The sequence below is a fragment of the Streptacidiphilus alkalitolerans genome, assembly GCF_042511045.1.
Classification (GTDB): domain Bacteria; phylum Actinomycetota; class Actinomycetes; order Streptomycetales; family Streptomycetaceae; genus Streptacidiphilus; species Streptacidiphilus alkalitolerans.
Genome location: NZ_JBHEZX010000011.1, coordinates 121547 through 140217, shown reverse-complemented (window position 1 = coordinate 140217; position 18671 = coordinate 121547). Strand labels below are relative to the sequence as shown.

Annotated in this window: 13 protein-coding genes; 10 read left to right on the top strand and 3 right to left on the bottom strand. The window is 73.6% G+C overall.

Annotated features, from left to right (window positions below):
- The first annotated feature begins 45 nt into the window (after positions 1-45).
- The 9 genes from ACEZDG_RS24290 to ACEZDG_RS24250 all read left to right on the top strand — a co-directional run bounded on the left by ACEZDG_RS24290 (position 46) and on the right by ACEZDG_RS24250 (position 14545).
- Entirely contained in the window at positions 46-2286 is a 2241-nt protein-coding gene (locus tag ACEZDG_RS24290; protein ID WP_380513056.1) for a TOMM precursor leader peptide-binding protein, read from the top strand.
- A 70-nt stretch (positions 2287-2356) separates the two neighbouring features.
- Entirely contained in the window at positions 2357-4240 is a 1884-nt protein-coding gene (locus ACEZDG_RS24285; protein ID WP_380513264.1) for a TOMM precursor leader peptide-binding protein, read from the top strand.
- Between the two features lie 35 nt (positions 4241-4275).
- Positions 4276-5877 (top strand): nitroreductase family protein, encoded by a 1602-nt coding sequence (locus ACEZDG_RS24280; protein WP_380513054.1) that lies wholly within the window; start codon positions 4276-4278, stop codon positions 5875-5877.
- 7 nt (positions 5878-5884) lie between these two features.
- Positions 5885-8653 (top strand): lantibiotic dehydratase, encoded by a 2769-nt coding sequence (locus tag ACEZDG_RS24275; RefSeq protein ID WP_380513052.1) that lies wholly within the window; start codon positions 5885-5887, stop codon positions 8651-8653.
- Positions 8641-9723, top strand: a complete 1083-nt coding sequence (locus tag ACEZDG_RS24270) for a lantibiotic dehydratase C-terminal domain-containing protein (RefSeq protein ID WP_380513050.1) — start codon at positions 8641-8643, stop codon at positions 9721-9723. The genes ACEZDG_RS24275 and ACEZDG_RS24270 overlap by 13 nt, the downstream gene beginning before the upstream one ends.
- Entirely contained in the window at positions 9720-10862 is a 1143-nt protein-coding gene (locus tag ACEZDG_RS24265) for a peptidase M50 (protein ID WP_380513048.1), read from the top strand. The genes ACEZDG_RS24270 and ACEZDG_RS24265 overlap by 4 nt, the downstream gene beginning before the upstream one ends.
- A gap of 37 nt (positions 10863-10899) precedes the next feature.
- Positions 10900-11862 (top strand): ABC transporter ATP-binding protein, encoded by a 963-nt coding sequence (locus ACEZDG_RS24260; protein WP_380513046.1) that lies wholly within the window; start codon positions 10900-10902, stop codon positions 11860-11862.
- Positions 11859-12614: an ABC transporter permease gene (locus tag ACEZDG_RS24255; protein WP_380513044.1), complete on the top strand. Its 756-nt coding sequence runs from the start codon at positions 11859-11861 to the stop codon at positions 12612-12614. Before ACEZDG_RS24260 ends, ACEZDG_RS24255 begins: the two co-directional genes overlap by 4 nt.
- On the top strand, positions 12611-14545 hold the full coding sequence (locus tag ACEZDG_RS24250) for a TOMM precursor leader peptide-binding protein (RefSeq protein ID WP_380513042.1): 1935 nt from the start codon (positions 12611-12613) through the stop codon (positions 14543-14545). Before ACEZDG_RS24255 ends, ACEZDG_RS24250 begins: the two co-directional genes overlap by 4 nt.
- A 74-nt stretch (positions 14546-14619) precedes the next feature.
- Here ACEZDG_RS24250 and ACEZDG_RS24245 read toward each other — a convergent pair whose 3' ends face one another.
- Entirely contained in the window at positions 14620-14793 is a 174-nt protein-coding gene (locus ACEZDG_RS24245) for a thiazolylpeptide-type bacteriocin (RefSeq protein WP_380513040.1), read from the bottom strand.
- Between the two features lie 165 nt (positions 14794-14958).
- Here ACEZDG_RS24245 and ACEZDG_RS24240 point away from each other — a divergent pair, with 165 nt between their 5' ends.
- Complete coding sequence (locus ACEZDG_RS24240) at positions 14959-16263, top strand: amidohydrolase (RefSeq protein WP_380513038.1); 1305 nt, start codon at positions 14959-14961, stop codon at positions 16261-16263.
- Here ACEZDG_RS24240 and ACEZDG_RS24235 read toward each other — a convergent pair.
- On the bottom strand, positions 16260-17117 hold the full coding sequence (locus ACEZDG_RS24235) for a LuxR C-terminal-related transcriptional regulator (protein ID WP_380513037.1): 858 nt from the start codon (positions 17115-17117) through the stop codon (positions 16260-16262). The genes ACEZDG_RS24240 and ACEZDG_RS24235 overlap by 4 nt on opposite strands.
- Positions 17118-17364: 247 nt before the next feature.
- Positions 17365-18651, bottom strand: a complete 1287-nt coding sequence (lysA, locus tag ACEZDG_RS24230; protein WP_380513035.1) for a diaminopimelate decarboxylase — start codon at positions 18649-18651, stop codon at positions 17365-17367.
- Between the last annotated feature and the right edge of the window lie 20 nt (positions 18652-18671).

Sequence of the window (18671 nt, the reverse complement as noted above, 5' to 3'; positions counted from 1 at the left end):
CCCCCACTCTCCCCTTCAGCGTCTCCCTTCAGAGGTGTGAAAGCCATGGCCGCAGCAGCGTACGAAGCAGTCGCCGGGACCCGTCCGCGGGTCCGGCGGGACGTGCTCTACACCCAGGTTCCGGAAGGAGTGGTGTTCCACAACTCGGACGGCGGCTTCCAGTTGACGTCCAAGTCCGCCTACCGGTTCAGCACACTGATCGTGCCGCACCTGAACGGCGAGAACCGGGTCTCCGACATCTGCCAGGGGCTCGGGGACCCGCAGCGCGCGATGGTCGGCGAGCTGGTGCAGACGCTCTACGACCGGGGCTTCGCCCGCGATGTGCCGGAGCCCGCCGAGCCGGACGGCGCAGCGGGCCCGGAGCCGGAGGCCGCCGAGCGCTTCGCCCAGCAGATCGCCTACATCGACCACTACGCCGACGGCGCCGACGCCCGCTTCGCCCGGTTCCGGGGCACCCGGGTCGCGGTGCTCGGGGAGGACCTGGTCGCCCGCTGGTGCGTGCTGAGCCTGGTCCGCAACGGCGCCGCGGTGATCGGCGTGCTGCCCGGACTCGAAGCCTCGGAGCACCAGTTCGCCGAGGTCGCCGCCGAGGCCGAGGAACTGGCCAAGGCGGGCTGCCCGGTGGAGCTGCTCCGGATCGGCACGCCGGACCGGGGCCGGCCGCTGGACTGGACCGACCTGGAGGGCTACGACCTGGTCGTGGTGACCGGCGGCGTCCTCGCCCCGCAGCGGCTGCTCCCCCTGCTGCGGGCCGGAGTTCCGGAGGGCCGGACGCTGCTGCCGGCCTGGGTGTTCGGCGAACGCGCGGTGCTCGGCCCGCTGATGACCCACGGCAGCACCGGCTGCTGGGCCTGCGCCGCGCTGCGGCTCGGCGGGGACGACACCGGGTCCGCCGCGGACCTGTGGAGCGGCCTGGCACTGTCCGGCGCCGGAGCCACCCACCCGGCGGCGCCCGGCGTCCGGCCGGGCCGGCCGCTGGCGGCGATGCTCGGCAACCTGCTCGGCTACGAGGTCTTCCGGCTCACCACAGAGGCGCTGCCGGCCGAGACCCGGGGTCAGCTGATCCTCCAGGACATGCGCTCGCTGGACGTCGCCGCCGAGCCGCTGCTGCCGCACCCGCGCTGCCCGTTCTGCCGGACGGCGGGGGAGCCGGCCGCCGAGCCGGTCGACCTCGGCACGGCCGGACTGTCCGCGATCCCGATGCCGACCCTGGCGACCGCCCATGAATCGGACGCCCTGGTCGAGGAGTTGGAGCGGCGCTCGAACCTGCTGGTGCGGCCGAACGCCGGGGTGTTCAGCCGGTTCGCCGACGAGCCGCTGACCCAGACCCCGCTGAAGCTCAGCAGCCTCGAACTCCGGCTGGGCCACGCCGGCCCCCGGCGGATCTCCGCGTTCGACGTGCACCATGTGGCGGGCGCCAGGATGCGGGTGCTGGAGGCGGCGGCGGTGGTCTACGCCGAGCGGGTCGCGCCGCTGCCCGGTCTGCTCACCGGCGACGGGTCGGCCGCCGCCGGCGAGCGGCTGCCGCTGATCACCGACCTGAGCACGGTCAGCGGCACCGGGGTCGGCGCAGCCGCGACACCGGCCTGGACCACGGCGACCTCGCTGCTCAGCAAGGAGCGCGTGCTGGTCCCGGCCGCCGCGGTGCAGAGCTTCGGCCCGTACAACCAGGACCGCAGCCATCTGCCCAGCAGCGCCGGGACCGGCGCCGGCGGCTCGCTGCCCGACGCCGCCGCCCGGGGCCTGCTCAGCGCGCTCGGGTACGACGCCCTGCGGCGCGCGGTCCGGGGCAGCGCCGCCCGGGTGCCGCTGGACACGCTCGACGGCGACGCCGAACTCACCTTCCTGGTACGGTCCGCGGCCAACCTCGGGGTGGAGCTCGACCTGCTCGACCTGGCCGAGGGCGGGCGCAGCGGCGTCCAGGTGCTGCTGGCCAGGAGCGGGCCGGAGTGGGCGATCGGCAGCGAGACCAGCTGGCAGGGCGCGGCGGTCGCCGCGCTGCGGGACCTGCTCGGCCGGATCCAACTCGGCCGGGAGAGCGACGTGCTGACGGTCGACACCGGGGACCCGCTGCTGGCCGACCTGGACCCCCGCACCGTGGCGGTCGTCGGCGAGGCACCGGCCGACCTGACTGGGCGGGCCACCGGGTGGTCCGCCGTGCTGGAGCGGCTGGCGGCGGCCGGCCGCGACGCCCTGCTGGTCCGCACCACCCCGGCCGACCTGGCAGCCGCGGGCCTCAGCACCGCGCGGGTGCTGCTCACCACCGGGGCGGGCCGTGACCACTAGCACCGTGACCCCAGGCCCCGTCGGGGCCGTCGGGGCCGCTGACCAGCAGGAGCAGCAACTCTGCTGGGAACTGGCGGAGTTGATCCGGCGCGGTCCGCACGACGTCCAGGTCCGGGTGACCGCCCTCGGCCTGCGGGACGCACTCGCGGCGGGGCCGGAGGAGCCGGACGACCCGGCGGACCGGGCGGCGCCCGGCGCGGTCCCGGTGCGGGTGTACGGGCGGCAGGTGATCGTCGGCCCGCTGCCCTCCGCGACCAGGGAGCGCCCGTGCCCGCGCTGCCTGGCCCGGCGCTGGCAGGCGGTCCGCTCGCCCCAGCTGCGGGACGCCCTGGAACTGGGCTCGGGCACCCGCGCGGCCGGACCCTGGCCGTACGCCACACCGTTCGCCGCCGACGCGGTCGCCGCACTGGTCGCCGGGCTGGTCGCCGCGGCCGGCGTGCGGCCGGAGCCGGATGCCTTCCCCGATGTCCATCTGATCGACCTGAACACCCTGATGGTGCGTCACTACGCCCTGATCCCCGATCCGGAGTGCCCCAGCTGCGGACGGCCGGAACCGGACACGGCCGAAGGCGCCGTGCTCACCCTGGGGCCCGCCCCGAAGTACCGGCCGGGAGTGTTCCGGCTGCGCCCGCTGCGGGACTACGCCATCAACGTGCCCGACTTCGTCAATCCGGTGTGCGGGGCGCTCAGTCCCTCGATCGTCCACGACGTGGCCTCGACCTCGACCGCGGCGACCATGGGCTGGTTCTCCATGCGGGCCGGCGACTACCTGCGGCAGATCTACTGGGGCGGCCACGGCGACAACCTCGCGGACAGCGCGCGGATCGGGATCATGGAAGGGGTCGAGCGCTACGCCGGGATGCGGGTTCGCGGCAAGGCCACCACGGTGACCGGCACCCTGGCGGAGTTCGGCGCGGACGCCGTGGACCCGCGCGAGACGGGCCTGTACTCCGACGCGTTCTACCGGGACAACCCCTGGGTGAAGCCGTTCTCGCCGACCGGCGCGATCTCCTGGGTGTGGGGGTACTCGCTCCGCGACCACCGGCCGCGGCTGGTCCCGGAGATCCTGACGTACTATCACACCCCGGGCCTGGAACGGCGGTTCGTCCAGGAGAGCTCCAGCGGCTGCGCCTCCGGCGGCTGCCTGGAGGAGGCCGTCTACTTCGGCCTGATGGAGGCGGTCGAGCGCGACGCCTTCCTGCTCGCCTGGTACGGGCAGCAGGAGCTGCCGGAGATCGACCCGGCCACCAGCGACCGCGCCACCACCCGCCACATGGTCGACCGGCTGGCGATGTACGGCTACCGGGCCCGGTTCTTCGACACCCGGATCAGCTTTCCGATCCCGGTGGTCACCGCGGTGGCGGAGCGGTTCGACCGGGGCTTCGGCCGGATGTGCTTCGGCGCCGGCGCCGGGCTCGACCCCGAGTCCGCGCTGGACTCCGCACTCTGCGAGATCGCCACCGACGCGGTCAAGCTCCGTGAGCGCGCCGGGCGGGAGGAACCCGCGCTGCGGGCCATGGCCGAGGACTTCTCCCAGGTGCGGGACCTGCACCAGCACCCGCTGGTGTACGGGATACCGGAGATGGGCGAGCACGCCGCCTTCCTGCTCGGCGAACGGGGCGGCTACAGCTCGGTGGACGACCTGTGGTGGCCGGACGCCCAGGGGGCCCGGGTCTCCGCCGACCTGCGCGACGACCTCGAACGCTGTGTCAGCGCGGTCACCGGCGCCGGCTTCGACATCGTCGTCGTCGACCAGACCATGCCCGAGCAGCGCACCCTCGGCCTGCGCACGGTCAAGGTGCTCGTCCCCGGCCTGCTGCCGATCGACTTCGGCTGGTCCCGGCAGCGCGCCCTGGGCATGCCGCGGCTGCGCAGCGCGCTGCGGGAGGCCGGTCTGCGCGAACGCGACCTGGAGCCCGCGGACTTCAACCCGGCCCCGCACCCCTTCCCGTAGCCCTTTCCCGCAGCCCCGTAGAGAGGAGTCCCCACATGGGATACGCCCATGAGTATGCGGTCGCCGTGATGAACCGCGCCCGGGTGCAGATGGAGCCGGTCGGCTTCGAGCCCGACTGGGTGGACCGGCCGAGGAAGGAGAAGTTCTACCCGGACGCCCTCGTATTCCCGCTCCCCGCCGGGGACGACGGCGCCGAGGGCAGCGTCGCGGACGGCTGCCTGCCCGACCGCTGGCGCCCCGACAGACCCGCGCCGACCGGGGCGTTCACCCTGGGCGCGCTGTCCGGGATGCTCCAGGACTCCTACGGCCTGGTCGGGCGGCGGCTCGCGGTCCAGGCCAACACGGACCTGGCCTCGCTGCCGCGCTACACCCACGCCAACTGGTCCCGGGGGACCGCCTCCGGCGGCGGCCTGTACCCGGTCAGCGTCTACTGGGTGGCCGGACCGAGCGGGCCGCTGACCCCGGGTATCTACGCCTACTCCCCGTCCGAGCACGCGGTGCGGCTGCTGCTGGCCGGGGACGTCTCCGGCGAGGTCCGCGAGGCGCTGGGCGGCGCGGCGGCCGGCGGTCCGACCGACCAGTACCTGGTGCTCGGCATCAAGTACTGGCAGAACTCCTTCAAGTACAACAGCTTCTCCTTCCACGCCGTCAGCATGGACGTCGGCACCGTGCTGCAGACTTGGCGGATCTGGGCCCGGGCCCGGGGCCTGCGCCTGGATCCCGCGCCGCTGTGGTTCGACGAGGCCCGGCTGAACCGGCTGCTCGGGGTGCCCGGCGAGGAGGAGGGCCTGTTCGCGGTGGTCCCGCTGGCCTGGGACGGCGCGGACCCGGCGGCGGCCGACCGCCCCGCGCCCGGCGTACCGGTCCGCCACCGCGACCAGGAGCGGTCGCACACGGTCCTGCGCTTCGACGCCCTGCTGCGGATGCACGCCGCCACCGCCGAGGGGGCCGCCGACTGCCCGGCGCCCGGGGCGCTGGAGCCGGCCGCCGCGGTGCCGCCGAGGGGTGACCGGATCGCCCTTCCCGACCCCGAACTGCCCGACGTCGGCGTGCGGGAGGCGGTGCGCGCCCGCCGCAGCAGCTTCGGCCGCTTCGACGCGGTCCGCCCGCTCAGCGCCGCTCAGTTGGCCACCGCCCTGGCCGCCTCCGCCGGGTCCTCGGTCGGCGCCGCCGCCGCGGGCGCGGGCACGCCCCGGCTGGCCACGCTGTACGCCTTCGTCAACCACGTCGAGGGGATCGCGCCGGGGGCGTACGCCTACGACCCGGTGGCCCATGCGCTGTGCCTGGTCAAGGCCGGTCCTTCCGGCGCCTTCCTGCAGCGCAACTACAACCTGCCGAACTACAACCTGGAACAGGCCGGTGCGGTGCTGGTGCCCGCGGTGCGTACCACCGCGGTGCTCGACGCGGTCGGGGACCGGGGCTACCGGCTGGTCAACGCCACGGTCGGGGCGGTCTCGCAGACCTTCTACACGGTGGCGTCCGCGATGGGCCTCGGCGCCGGGGTCGCCCTGGGCTTCGACAACCTCTCCTTCGCCGAGGAGCTCGGCCTCGACCGCGACGGCGAGGCAGCGCTGCTGATCATGCTGCTCGGTTACGAGCGGCCGAACCCCGCCGACTTCCACTACGAAATCGTCTGATCCGGCGATGGGGGAACCTGTGAGTTTGGAAACCAGCTGGGAGCCGGGCCGGCGCTTTGTGCTCCGGGTCGCCGGACTGCCCGTCGAGACGGTGCACGCCCTGCGCGGCGCCGAGAGCCGCCGCTGGGCGGACGAGGTGCTGGCGGCCGAGGACCGGCTGCTCGGCCGCGGCGCCCTGCTCAGCGACGCCCTGCACGACCTGGTCAAGGCCACCGGCGTCAGCAGCGAGGAGGAGGCCCTGCGCCGGCGGCTGCTCGCGCTGCGCCGCCAGGTCTTCAACAACCGGCTGCCCGGCGACCCCGAGGCCGCCGCCCGGATGGTCGGCGACCTGGACCGGGAGACCGGGAGGATCGCCGCCGACTGGATCCGCGACCGGCAGCACCTGGGCGAGCTGCGGGCCGAGGGCACCCGCCTGGTCGCGGCGGATCTCGACCGGACCCGCGCGGAACTGCGCCGGCTGGTCTCCGAGGACCGGCTGCGGATGGGCCTGCTGCTGGCCTCCCCGACGCTCGACGGACAGCTCGACGCCTTTGTGGACGACCGCTCGGCGCGGCCGGACAAGCGGCTGCGGAAGGTGGAGCGGTCGGTGCTGGCCTACCTCTACCGGACCGCCTGCAAGACCAGCCCGTTCAGCACCTTCACCGGAGTGGCCCTCGGCCGCTTCGGCGACGGCGGGGCCGGGAGCGCGGCCGGCAGCGAGGCCGGGGCCGGGGTCGGCCGTACCGTCCGGATCGACGAGCAGTGGTCGAGCCATGTGCGCCTCAACGTCGTCGTGCTGGGCCGGCTGGCCGAACTGGTCCTCGCCGACCCGGTCCGCCGGGCCGACCTCCCGGTCGCCCTCGCCTCTGGCTGGGGCCGGGAGCAGGACCGGGTCAGGTACGTCCGGCGCTGGGTGACCGCGGGTGACGACGAGGCGACCGTCGCCTTCGAGTCGGTCCGCGACCGGCTGTTCTTCCTGCGCCGCAGCGGCGTCCTTGAGCAGCTGCTCGACTACTTCGAGCAGCGGCCCTCGCCGACCTACCGCGATCTGGTGGACCGGCTCGAGGCCGAGCACGGCGCGGAGCGCGAGAGCTGCGAGCGCTATGTGGCGGCGCTGCTGGAGGTGGGCATGGTGCAGGCGCCCTGCCTGGAGACCGACGTGCACACCGCCGACCCGCTGGGGTCGTTCCAGGACGCCCTGCGGGCCCTGCACCGGCCCTGGGCCGACCGGTTGGCCGCGTGCCTCGACGGACCGGCCGACTGCCTGGCCCGCTATCCGGCCGCGGGTGTCGCCGAACGCCGCACCCTGCTGCGCGACCTGCGGGCCGGACTGCGGGCGGCGCAGGCGGAGTTGGGCAGCCCGGAGGCGACTCTGCCGCAGACCCTGCTCTACGAGGACGTCAGCGCCGGCACCGGGACCGAGGTCGACCTGCGGGCCTGGACCGAGCCGTCCGGCGGGGCGCTGCGCGCGGTGGAGGGGATCCTGCCCGCCTTCGACCTGACGCTGCCTCAGCGGCTGACCTTCAAGGGGTTCTTCGTCGCCCGCTACGGCCGAGGGGGCCGCTGCGACGACCTGCTCACCCTGGTGCACAACTTCCACGAGGACTTCTACGAGCAGTACGTGACCTTCAGCATGCGGCGCAAGCCCTTCGACGAGCAGGGCGAGTACGTCCCGGAGGAGAACTGGCTCGGCCTGGCCGGGATCAAGGCGATCGACGCCGGCCGCCGGACCCTGATCGCCCGGATGCGCGAGCGCTGGGCGGCGGTCGGCGGCACCGACCGGGAGATCCGGCTCACCGAGCGGCACCTCGCCGAGGTGGCCGCGGAACTCGCCCCGGCAGCGCCGGAGTTCGCCCCGCAGAGCCACCACATCCAGCTCACCGAGGAGGACGGCGAGCCGCTGGTGGTGCTCAACAGCAACTACGGCGGCCTGTCCTTCCCGTTCAGCCGTTTCACCCATGTCTACGACGGGCCGGGCGGCAGCGCCCTGTCCGACGCGCTGCGGGCGGAGACCGCGCGGATCCAGCCCGAGGGCGCGGTGCTGGCCGAGGTCACCGGCGGCACCGTCACCAGCAACCTCAATCTGCACGGGCGGCTGACGGAGTACGAGATCGTCTGCCCGGGCGAGACCAGCTCCGTGCCGGAGCAGAACCGGATCCGGCTGGACGACCTGTACGTCGAGCACGACGCGGACAGCGACCGGCTGGTGCTGCGCTCGACCCGGCTGGGGCGCGAGGTGGTGCCGATCTACGTCGGCTACCTGGTGCCGCTGGCGCTGCCCGAACTGCCGCGCACCCTGCTGCTGCTGTCGCCGAGTTCGATGGCGCCGCCGGACCTGTGGGCCGGCGTCCCGGAGGGCGAGGCCAGGGACGGGGTGACCTCCCGGCCCCGGGTGCGGCACGGCGCCGTGGTGCTGAGCCGCCGCAGCTGGACCACCACCGGGGACGCCCTGCCCGCGCGGGCGCCCGGCGGCACCGACGCGGAGTGGTTCCTCGACTGGCAGCGCTGGCGGTCCACCCACGGGCTGCCCGACCAGGTCTTCGCCACCGTCGCCAGCGGCCCGAGGGGCGCGGCGGGGGCCAAGCCGCAGTACGTCGACTTCTCCAGCCACCTCTCGCTGACCGCCCTCGACGCCCTGGTCAAGGGGCCGGACACGCAGGTGGTGCTGCGGGAGATGCTGCCCGCCGAGAACGGGCTGCACGTCGTGTCGCGGCGCGGCACCCATGTGGCGGAACTGGCCGTGGAGACCTACAGCTCCACCCGACGCGCGAAGGACGACCCGACATGCCGCACCTGACCCCGCACCGCCCCGGCGCCGAGTCCGCCGCCGAGTCCGCCGCCGGCGAGTGGCAGGCCATCCACATCTTCTACGCCGCCAACCCGCAGCCGGTCCTGATCGAGTGCATCGCCCCGCTGGTGGCCGGGCTGACCGCGGACGGCCTGCTCGACGGGTACTTCTTCATCAACTACTGGCTGGAGGGCCCGCACATCCGGCTGCGCCTCAAGCCCGCCACCGCGGCGGGCACGGCGGAGCTGCGCCGCCGGGCCGAGCAGGCGATCGGCGACTTCCTGCGCAGCCGCCCGGCGCTGTACGACGTGGACCCGAGCGTGCTGGGCGAGTTCTACAAGACCCTGCTCGACACCGAGTTCCCCGACCGCGAGCGCCAGGGATACCTGGGCCCGGACGGCCATATGAGGATGCGTCAGAACAACTCCTTCTCCTACGAGCCGTACGAACCCGAGTACGGCAAGTACGGCGGCCCGGCCGGGGTGGAGCTCGCCGAGTGGCACTTCCGCCACTCCAGCGACCTGGCGATCCAGGCCTTCGGCAGCATGAACCTGCACCTCCGCTCGGTGCTGCTCGGCACCTCCGGCCAGCTGATGATGGTGATGGCCGCCTGCTTCCTGCCCGAGGCGAAGGACGTCGCGGAGCACCTCGACGGCTACTACGAGTTCTGGCGCCGCTCCTTCCCCGGCACCGGCTACATCGAGGACCGGGACTTCAGCCGCAACTACGCGGAGATGTCCGGTGCGCTGAGCCGCCGCTTCGGCGCGATCCGCGAGGCGGTCGCCTCCGGGGAGCCGGGCCGGCTGCCGGCCTTCCTCCGCGGCTGGGCCGCGCACTGCACCGAACTGCGGCAGCGTGCCACCGAGTTGGCCGTCAAGGGCGACCTGGTCTTCCGGTCCTGGGACGGCACCCAGGAGGAGCGGGTCACCGACCCGGCGCTGGCGCTGCCGCGACTGCTGTCCCCCTACATGCATATGACGAACAATCGGATGCATGTGACCATCAGCGACGAGGCCTACCTCGCCCATGTGCTGGGGCAGGCGCTGCGCGACTCGGCGGGGGAGGTGGCGGACAGATGACCCTCGCGCCCGGCGAACTCGGCGCGTACCGACCCGCACTCCGCCCGGGTCTGCTGCTCGGCCCGGCCCGGCTGCGCGGGCCGGCCACGGTCCACCGGATCAAGGACCCCGGTAGCGGTTCGTCCTTCGAGATCGGGGTGAAGGAGTGCTTCCTGCTGGCCCGGATGGACGGTCTGCGCAGCCTGGACGACCTCGGCGAGGAGTACGGACGGCAGTTCGGGCGGCGGCTCGGCGAGCAGAACTGGCAGCAGCTGCTCGGCCTGCTGGGCTCCCGGGGCCTGCTGGCCGGCGCCCCGGGCGGCGCCCCGGAAAGCCCGGCGCCGGCCGGACTCCCGGTCCACAGGCCGAGGTTGGAGGGCACCCCGCTCAAGGGCACCTGGCGGCTGGTCTCCGACGCCCAGGCCAGCTCCGGACGGCTGTACCGGGCGCTGCGTCCGGTGCTCCGGCCCGCGGTCCAACTGCCGCTGCTGGCCCTGGTCGTGGCCATGGAGCTGCTGCTCGGGCTGCACCTGGGCGAACTCGGCCGGGGCGCCTGGTGGCTGGCCCAGCGTCCGGCCCTGCTGCTGGGCGCGCTGGTGCTGCTCTGGCTGAGCATCACCCTGCACGAACTCGCGCACGCGGTGGCGGCGCAGGCGTACGGCACCGGGGTCGCCGAGATCGGCCTGCACTGGCGGGTGCCGATGGCCTTCATGTACTGCACCGTCGAGGACTACCCGTATCTGCGCAGCCGGGTGCAGCAGGTGGTCATCTCCGGGGCCGGGGCCCTGATGAACCTGGTCTTCCTGCTGCCGTTCTGCGCCTGGTGGGCGGCCCTGCCGCCGGGCGGCGACGCCCGGCGGGCGCTCTCCGGCCTGTTGCTGCTCGGCAGCGCCCAGGCGCTGGTCAACCTGGTGCCGCTGCCGCCGCTGGACGGGTACGCCATGCTCAGCAATGCGCTGGGGCTGGCCGGTTACGCCACCGAGACCCGCCGCTACCTCGGCCTGCGGCTGAGCCGGGGGCCGGAGGCCAGAACCCGGCTCGCCGCGTACTCCCGGCGGGCCCACCTCGTTTACGGCCTGTACGGACTGGCCACCGCCCTGCTCTGCGCCGCCGTTGCCGCGGCGCTGCTGCTCACGGCCGGCCGGTTGATTCTCCACTGACTCACCACGATCGTCACTGCCGAAGGAATTGAACGCCATGAGTGAACCGGTTTCCGTCCAGTCCACGATCCGGCAGGAAGCTGCCCCCGGCCCGGTGATCCTCCTGGAGGAGGTGCGCAAGCGGTACGGGGACCGCCAGGCGGTCGCCGGGGTCTCGTTCGAGGTGCGTCCGGGGGAGTTCTTCGGCCTGCTCGGCCCCAACGGCGCGGGCAAGACCACCCTGATCGAGATGATGGAGGGCCTGCGCCAGGCGGATTCCGGCACCGTCACCGTGTTCGGCCGGCCGCCGTGGCCGCGCGACATCGCGCTGCTGCCGCGGCTGGGCGTGCAGACCCAGTCCTCGGCCTTCTTCGTCCGGCAGACCGCGCGCGAGCACCTGCGCACGGTCGCCGCGCTCTACGGCGCCGACCGCGCGGCGGCGGAACGCACCCTGGCCTCGGTCCAGCTCACCGAGCAGGGCGACACCCGGGTGGAGAAGCTCTCCGGCGGCCAGCGGCAGCGGCTGGCCATCGCCTCCGCCTTGGTCCACGACCCGGAACTGATCTTCCTGGACGAGCCGACCGCCGCCCTGGACCCGCAGGCAAGGCGCGAGCTGTGGAAGGTGCTGCGGGCCCTGAAGTCGGCCGGCCGCACCATCGTCTACACCACCCACCACATCGACGAGGCCGAGGCGTTGTGCGACCGGGTGGCGATCCTGGTGGACGGGCGGGTCGCCGTGCTCGACACCCCGCACCACCTGGTGGCGAGCTCCGGCCTGCCGACCCGGCTGCTGGTGCCCGCCGAGCGGATGACCGTCGAGGAGGGCGCCGCCATCCCCGACGTGCGGCGGGTCACCGCGGAGGGCGGCTCGCTGGTCCTGGAGACCAGTGAGCCGGGCCGGGTGCTGTCGGCGGTCGACCGGCTGATCGGCCTGCACGACGTACAGACCCGCACCGCCACCCTCGAGGACATCTACCTCGACCTCACCGGACACCTCCAGAGCTCGGAGCAGCAGTCATGAGCGCCTACGCCGCACTGACCGGAGCCGGCTTCCGGGCCCAGACCCGGGACAAGGCCACCCTCTTCTTCACCTTCGCGTTCCCGCTGCTCTTCCTGGTCATCTTCGGGCTGATCTTCCGCGGCCAGAAGATCCCCGAGACCGGGCGCCCGTACATCTCCTACACCGCGCCCGGCGTGCTCTCCTGGGGTGTCGCCAACGCCGCCGTGTTCAGCGTGGCGTTCACCCTGATGCGGTGGCGCGGCAGCGACCTGCTCCGGCTGATCCGGATGACGCCGACCAAGCTGACCACCGTGCTGGGCTCGCGCTATGTGCTCGCGCTGATCGTCGTCGCCGCGCAGTCGGTGCTCTTCATCGCCGCGGGCATGCTGCCGGTGTTCGGACTGAAGATCGACGGCCGGTGGCCGCTGGTGATCCCCGTCCTGGTGCTGGGCGTCACCGCCTTCCTCTCGATCGGCGCGTTCGTCGGCAACCTCGCCAACACCTCCGAGTCGGTCAGCGCCATCGCCAACTGCATGATGGTGCCGATGGCCTTCCTGTCCGGCTCCTTCCTGCCGCTGGAGGAGATGCCCTCGTGGGTGGGGACCCTCTCCTGGGCGCTGCCGCTGCGCTACCTCAACAACGGGGTGTCCGACTCGCTGACCGGCAGCGGCAGCCTCGGCGACATCGCGGTGGCGGCCGGCGGCCTCGCGGCCTTCAGCCTGGTCTTCTGCCTGCTCACCCTGAGGACCTTCCGCTGGAGCAACAGCTCATGACCCTGACGACCGATCAGGCGGTGCGCGCCGACGCGCCGTTGGAAGCGGCCAGGCGGCAGCTCCAGCGCTTCCTGGACGACCGGATCAGCGCCGCCCCGCCGGTGCTCGCCCTGGGCGCCGCCGACGCGCTCGGCCCGGTGCCGGCCCCCGTTCCGCCCGGCACCGCGGCCGTCCAGCTCAGTGCGCAGGCCGTGCTGATCGGCCCCTGGGGCGGGCCGGAGGACGACGCCTGCGCGCACTGCCTCGCCAGGCGCTGGCAGCGGCTGCGCAGCCGCTCCGAGCGGAACGCGCTGGAGACCGGCTCCGGCCCCCGGGCGGTGGGCAGCTGGCCGGTGCTCCCCGACTACCTGCTGGACGCCGTCGGCGCGCTGTACCAGGCCGTCACCGCCGGCCCCGGCCCGGAGCGGCCGGGGCCCGACCCGGCCGACCGGGCCCTGCCGCAGGTCTCCCGGCTCGATCTGGCCACCCTCCAGGTGCGGACCTTTCCGCTGCTCGCCGACCCGCTCTGCCCGGTCTGCGCCCAGCACGGCCCGGACACCGCCGAGGCCGCGCGGCTGCGGCTGCGCAGCCGCCCCAAGCCGACCGGGGGCAGCTACCGGCTGCGCTCCGCCGCCTCGTACCCGATGCCGGCCGCGGCCCTGGCGAACCCGGTGTGCGGGGCGCTCGGCAGCGCCACCGGGATGAGCCTCACCTCGCCGACCACCGCGGCGGTGATGGGCAGCGTGTTCATGCGCGGCTACGCCGGTCTGACCGACGTGACCTGGAGCGGCCAGGCCAACGGCTTCGGGGCCAGCCGCAGCCTGGCCTTCCTGGAAGGGCTCGAGCGCTACGCCGGAACCCACCGGCGGCGCACCACCACCCTGCTCACCGACTCCTACGCGCACCTGGGCGCCGACGCCCTCGACCCCGCCGAGTGCGGCCTGTACGCACCCGAGACCTACCGCGACGACCCGATGCTGAGCCCCTTCTCCCCGGACCGGGAGATCCCCTGGGTGTGGGGCTACTCCCTGCGCGACGAACGCCCGATCCTGGTCCCGGCCCGACTGGCCTACTACAGCGCGGGCCTGGCCTCGGACAACTTCGTCTTCGAGTGCTCCAACGGCTGCGCCGTCGGCAGCTGCCTGGAGGAGGCGATCCTCGGCGGACTGCTCGAACTCATCGAGCGCGACGCCTTCCTGCTCGCCTGGTACGGCGGCGCCCGACTGCCCGAGATCGACCTCGGCTCGGTCGACAGCCGCACGGTCCGGGCGATGGTCGACCGGGCCGCGCTGCAGGGCTACGACGTGCATGCCTTCGACAACCGGATCGACCTGGCGGTCCCGGTCGTGACCGGCCTGGCGGTACGCCGCGACGGCGGCCCCGGCACGCTCTCCTTCGGGGCCGGCGCGGGCTTCGACCCGGAGGCCGCACTGGAGGGGGCGCTGTCCGAGGTGCTCACCTACATCCCGCACCTGCCCCGCCAGGTCGGCGAGCGGCAGGAGCAGCTGGAGGCCATGGCCCAGGACTTCGGAAAGGTCCGGCACCTGAAGGACCACGCCCAGCTGTACGGTCTGCCGCGGATGGCGCGGTACGCCCGCGGCTACCTGGAACCCGCCGGTGTGCGGCCGGTCCAGGAGGTCTACCGGGACTGGCGGCAGCGGATCCGGCCGCGCACCGGGGACCTCCTCGACGACCTGCTGTTCTGCCGGGACGAGCTGGTCCGGGCCGGGCACGACGTCATCGTGGTGGACCAGACGACCTCGGAGCAGCGGCGGATCGGCCTGCGCACGGTGTGCACGATCGTGCCGGGCCTGCTGCCGATCGACTTCGGCTGGACCCGGCAGCGGGCGCTGCTGATGCCCCGGCTGCGGACCGCGCTGCGCCGGGGCGGCCTGCGGAGCAGCGACCTGACCGACAGTCAGATCCACCGCGTCCCGCACCCGTTCCCGTGACGGCGGCGACGGCCGTCGGCACAGCGAGAAGCCGTGGACACCGCCGTAGGCGGCGTCCACGGCCCGGGTGCGGATCAGGCGGTGCAGGAGGTGGTGCTACAGGTCGACGAGGTGGAGCAGGAGCTGCAGCTCGTGCAACCGGCGAGCACGACCTCGCTGGCGTCCGAGTAGTCCGAGATCTCGAAGGTCTCCGACTCGAGCTCCAGGATCTCGTCGGCGAGCGAGGCGAGGGCGGTCTGCTGGGTCATGGGGACTCCTTGGGTGCTGCGACCTACCGGGAACTCCGAGGCGCCCCGGACTGCGTCGTACGGCCATTCCAACCGCACCCGCTCACCGATCCCCTGCTGTTCCGCTGTCACTTCGCTGTCCTCCCGCGTCAGCGATGTGCCGACCTGGAGAGGTAGCAGTTGCCCATGGCTCCCGCACCCGCATCCGCCGTCGGACCCGGCCCGGTCCTGGCCGGCCTGGACGAGATCCTCGCCCCCGCCACCGTCTTCTACCTGGACCTGCACCGCAACCCCGAGCTCTCCGGCGAGGAGGCGCGCACCGCGCGGCGGCTCGCCGCCCGGCTGGAGCAGGACGGCTACCGGGTGACCGCCGGAGTCGGCGGCCACGGCGTGGTCGGGGTGCTGCGCAACGGCGAGGGACCGGTGGTGATGCTGCGCACCGAGCTGGACGCGCTGCCGCTGCGGGAGGACACCGGCCTGCCGTACGCCAGCCGGTCGGCGGTGATGCACGCCTGCGGCCACGACCTGCACACCGCGGCGGCGGCCGGCGCGGCCACCCTGCTGGCCCGGGCCGCCGACCGCTGGCAGGGCACGCTGGTGGTGGTCGGCCAGCCCGCCGAGGAGACCCTGAGCGGCGCCAGGGCCATGCTGGCGGACGGACTGTACGACCGGTTCGGGCGGCCCGACGTGGTGCTGGCGCAGCACACCGCGCCGCTGCCGGCCGGGATGGTGGCCCATGGGCACGGCTACGGGCCGATGATGGGCGGCAGCATCGGCTTCGAGGTGGTGATCCACGGCCGCGGCGGCCACGCGGGCACCCCGCACCTGGTGGTGGACCCGGTGGTGGCCGCGGCCGCGTCGGTGCTGCGGCTGCAGACCGTGGTCTCCAGGGAGACCGCCCCGGCCGAGCAGGTGGTGCTCACGGTGGGCTCGCTGCACGCGGGCAGCCGGGGCAATGTGGTGCCGGACCGGGCGACCATGGGCATCACCGTGCGCGGCCTGAGCGAGGCCGCGCTCGACCGGGCCGGCGCCGCGGTCGAGCGGATCCTCCGGGCCGAGTGCGCCGCGTCCGGCTGCGAACGGGAGCCGGACATCGTCACCGTGTCCCGCTCGCCGGTGCTGAGCTCGGACCCGGCCGCCGCCGCGGCCGTCCGGCAGGCCCATCTGGAGCTGTACGGGCCCGAACGAGTGGCCAGTTGGCCGTCGTCGATGGTGACCGAGGACTTCCCGCTCTTCGGCGACGCGGGTCTCGCCGTGCACGGGCGGCCGGGGATCCCGCTGGTCTACTGGATGTTCGGCAGCGTGGGCCCGCGGCAGTGGGCGCGGGCGGCCGGCGGCTCGGCGGCGGAGAAGCTCGCCGCCCTGCCCGCCAACCACTCGCCGGAGTTCGCCCCCGATGTGCGCACCGCGCTGCCCGCCGGCATCTCGGCGATGACGGCAGCGGCGCTGTCGCACCTGGGCGCACGCGAGCACCGACCGGACACCCCCTAGAGGTACCCGCGCCGGACCGCGTTGACCCCGGCCTGCAGACGGCTCTTGGCGTCCAGACGGGTCATCAGGTCCGCGGCGACCCGGCGGGCGGTGCGGGTGGAGATGCCCAGCCGCCTGGCGACCGCCTCGTCGGTGCACCCCTCGGTGAGCAGCCGCAGGACGTCCATCTGCAGCGGGCCGAGGGACTCCTGGCCCTCGTGCTGCTGGCAGCAGCCCAGCGGCGCTGCGGAACTCCAGATGTTGTCGAACAGGGCGCCCAGCGCGGAGAGGATTCCCCGGTCGGACACCGCCAGCGCCTCGGCGGTGGGGTGGTTGTCCGAGGCGACCAGGGCGGTCCGCCGGTCGCAGATGATCAGGCGGGTGGGGAGGGTCGGGGTCGTGCGCACCTCGCCGCCGAGCGAGGCCAGCGACCTGGCCTGGTCGATCGAGGGGGTGCTGCGCCGGACGCTGTCCGGATAGACGGTTCTCAGTCTGATCCCGCGCTCCAGTAACTGCTGGGTCAGCGGCCGCAGGGTCTGCATCTCGGCGGCGGCCTGCGGCCAGGCCAGGGCGAAGGTCAGGATCTCCTCCTTGGCCTTGGCGCCGAGTCCGGACAGGTGGTCCCGGATCTGGTCCTGGCCGTGCAGCCGCAGCACCCCGCCCTCGGTCGAGCCCGGCGGCCGGTCGGACAGCTCGGCGACGAACTCGGCCGCCGCCAGCCAGCTCGACTCGATCCGGACCTGCTGGGCGATCCGCTGCCGGGCGAGCAGGATCTCCATCCCGACGCCGGGACTCACCGCGTGCAGCTGCCGCGGATCGTCGGTGGAGGGCCGCACCAGGGCGAGTTCGCCCAGCAGCCGGAGCGCCTCCTGCACCTCCTGGTCGGAGAGGCCGAGCCGTAACCCCAGCTCCCCGACGTCCTCATGAGGGTGTTTCAGTAAGCCTCGGTACACCGATTCAGCGGCAGTCCCAAGCCCGAGCAGATCGAGCATATGTCCCCCTTGACAATGCCGTTCAGAGATGACAGGAACACGACTGGTTGATGCCGGGCCGCAGTGTAGGCGAGGGGGCTGGGCGATGGCAAAGTTCGACGTCCTACTGTCGCTGACGCCCGGTCAGGCGCTACGGGCGCTCGCTGGCGAACAGCGAGGACCACTGCTCGCGCGGTCGGGCCACCCGGGCCGCGCCGTTCTCGACCACGATCTCCGGCGGCTTGCGGTTGGTGTTGTAGTGCGAGGCCATCACCATCCCGTAGGCCCCGGCGTCCATGAAGGCCACCAGGTCGCCGGGCGCCAGGTCGGGGAGTTCGGCGCTCTCGGCGAAGGTGTCAGTGGACTCGCAGACCGGTCCGACCACCACGGTCGGCCCGGCGGAGGGCCCGGCCAGCACCGGCAGGATGCGGTGCACGTCGGTGCGGTAGAGCGCGGGGCGGATCAGATGGTGCATCCCGGTGTCCAGCACCAGCATCCGCTGGCCCGGCCGGTGCTTGCGGTAGAGCACCTGCGCGACCAGCACACCGGCCGGTCCGGCGATGGAGCGGCCAGGCTCCAGGTAGACGTCCAGGTCGCGGCGTCCGCCCAGCAGCGGGGTGAGCGCGGCGGCGAACTCCTCCACCGTCGGCACCGCCGGGCCGCCGTAGTCGATCGGGAAGCCGCCGCCGAGGTCGAACCGGCGGAACTCGTCGAGACCGCGCTGCTGGGCGTACTCCAGCAGGTCCAGCAGCACCTCCGCGGCCCGGACCATGCCGCTGGGCTCGGGCACCTGCGAGCCCACGTGCATGTGCACGCCGAGCAGCGACAGCTGCGGGTAGCGTCCGGCCAGGCAGGCATCCAGCAGGGCCCTGGCCTCGGTGGCGGGCAGGCCGAACTTGGCCTTGGCGCTGCCGGTCTGCATCGGCGCTAGGGTGTCCACGGTCACCCCGGGGTTGACCCGGATCCCGCAGCGGACCCTGCGGCCCAGCGCGGCGGCGACCCGGTTCAGCGCCTCGCACTCGTCGGCGGACTCGATGTTGACCAGGACGTCGTGCCGGACCGCGAGCGCGAGCTCCTCGTCGGTCTTGCCGACCCCGGCGAAGGTGGTCCTGGCCGGATCGCCGCCGACGGCCAGCACCCGGCTGAGTTCACCGCCGCTGACCACGTCGAACCCGGCGCCCAGCCGGACCATCCGGGCCAGCACCGCCTGGTTGGAGTTCACCTTCACGGAGTAGGAGACCTGGCCGCCGAGCGGGGCGAAGGCCGCCCGGGCCCGTTCCATGGCCGCAGCCATCACGTCCAGCGAGTACACATAGGCGGGCGTTCCCACGTCCGCCACCAGCCCGTCGAGGGCCAGACCGTCCAGGGTGAGCACGCCGTCGGTGTAGCGGACGTGGTCGGTGGTGGAGGGGAGGGGGAACGTGGACGTGCCTTCCATGGTGGCCTTCGGCCTTCCTT